The organism is Thermogutta sp. (assembly GCF_014359955.1).
GTDB lineage: Bacteria > Planctomycetota > Planctomycetia > Pirellulales > Thermoguttaceae > Thermogutta.
In genome coordinates this window covers 1-2021 of record NZ_JACIYL010000789.1, presented here as the reverse complement: position 1 = coordinate 2021, position 2021 = coordinate 1, and the positions used below count along the sequence as shown (strand labels likewise).

The window sequence follows — 2021 nt, the reverse complement described above, 5'->3', positions numbered from 1 at the left end:
GGATCCGGGCGGTGAACCATCACGGTGAATTCGGCTGTTGGCGATTCGTCGTGTGTAAGGACCCCGCTGGCCTGGAGAGAGTATTGCGAGATGCTTGTAGATAACCACTCGCTGAATCGGGCGTTTCTTCACAGCTTGCAACCACCGGTTGCCGAACAGTCACCAAGGGCGAGTGCAGCGTTAATTGACCCGCTGGGGTACTCCTTAGCTCAGCCTTTTGCGTTGTTGCCACTCGGAACTGATAAGGGAATCTGGTGCAACCAGTGCGACTGCGCGCAAGTGAATCGTAGCCTCACGGTCCTCCCGAGAGCGATCCATCCCGCGGCCTCCCGGCGGAAAAAGATCACGTCATATCCCGTGGTTCGCAGACTCACCGGGGAGGCCGTCAACCGCCGTTTTGTCACCAAGTGTGCCGGATTGTGTGCCACCAGAGTGACCTGATGTGTCGGAAGTATTTTCTCTATCGTCGCTTGCGGAATTTGGTTCGAATCCCCTATCCTCCACTAAGTTGTTGCTGAAAAAGATGATGTGGCTGGTGCGGGGTTGTGTGTCTCGTCTGAGCGGCGGTAGCCCTGGCTCGCTTTTCTTTGTTTTGCCAGTTTTTGTGGGAGCCTGCTGGTCTGCCTTTTGCCCTAGTTCGCCGCATTTTGTGCCGTCGGGTTCTTGTGGGTGGATGGAGGCGCCGAGTACTCCCTGGTCGCAAGCCACGTCGGTGGGAGCTAGGGAGTGCTTGAGCCCGACCGCCGTGGAACCTCCCAACTTCCTGTGATTCTTGCCAAAAGGAAAGCCCGGACGAGGTCGCTTTCACCTGACTTGCCCCCACTTTTCCTCTGCCGAAGCAGGATGCAGATCCCCAGGGGAGTCCGCGTGGGAGCGAGATTCACGCCGACGGATTTGGCTGTCAGGTCCACTTTCGGAGGGGCGTGCCGGTCACGTCCGCCTCCCAAGGTTGGATAATGCATAGTCAGCGGGCACGACAAGCATGCCGTTCCGAACAGCCTCTCCGCGGAACCCAGAGTCGGGTCACATTCCAACGTTTGGGACACTGGATCATCCACTTCGCTCACCAGGCTGCCACTGCTTGGCTCTGATGCTCATTCAACGGCAGGGGCAATTTCATGAATTGCCCTAATGAGACCCCGGATGAGACATAGTGCCTGTGGCATGTCACAGGTCTTTACAAAAATGGGGGTGGGGCATGGGTTTCGCAGCCTGCCAGCAGGTTATCCGAGAACAGTGGCGGATTCCGCACTGATAGAGAGATGGCTTGCGTCAATGGGCAGGGTTTTGAGGGCCTGAGTGGAAAAAAGTGCAAGAGCCAAACGGCTGAGTTTGCGTTCAGATGGACAAGGGAAGATACAATTCCGGAGTCGCGAGGACGTCCCTACCAGCCTGAGTGGATCGGGATAAAAGAGAATGGTTCCTGGGCAGTTGCGCCCCGATTCTGAGCTACCCGGCCAGGATTCGAACCTGGAATTAGGGAGCCAAAGTCCCTTGTGTTACCGTTACACCACCGGGTAGTGGATTTCCTGGCGAGAACCGGGAAACAAGCCCGACTCTTCACGCCGTCGGTTTTCGCTCCCCTGGTTGCCAGCCTATTTCATTTTTAACGTTCGCTTGGTGAGGAGGCAAGCCGAGGTTCCGTCGGGGACGCACGGGGCGGTCGTCCGAGGTCCGGGATCGACTTGGTTGATTGACCGGAGGGAAGCGCCTGTCGCCGCGCCACGGCTGTCCCGAATTACGTTCGTCACGAATCGCCGACGGAGCGGTTTCCCACCGGATATGCCGAAAGAGTCCCGCGGTTGCTTCGACGGGGATTGCCCATGTCGCACAGATTCCGGACCCGGCTATTGATGAAGGCCCGGCAGAAGCGGAACCGCTGCGAGAGGCGGATTCCTCGAGGCGTAGCCTGTCGGACCAATCGGCCGGGACCCCGCGGCTGGTCGGATCAATACCGTCCTGGCGACCGCGAAAGTATCCCCGCCTTGCGCAAAGCGCTACGAGACGAAGACAGTTCTGTC

The 2021-nt window shown here is 58.2% G+C and carries 1 protein-coding gene and 1 tRNA gene; one reads left to right on the top strand and one right to left on the bottom strand.

Features of this window, described 5'->3' with window-relative positions:
- Positions 1 to 1449 precede the first annotated feature (1449 nt).
- Positions 1450 to 1520 (bottom strand) — tRNA-Gln (locus tag H5U08_RS16980).
- Between the two features lie 303 nt (positions 1521 to 1823).
- On the opposite strand from H5U08_RS16980, the gene H5U08_RS16975 reads away from it, so the two are divergent.
- On the top strand, positions 1824 to 2021 hold a 198-nt coding region (locus H5U08_RS16975; protein WP_297035792.1), incomplete at its 3' end, for a hypothetical protein.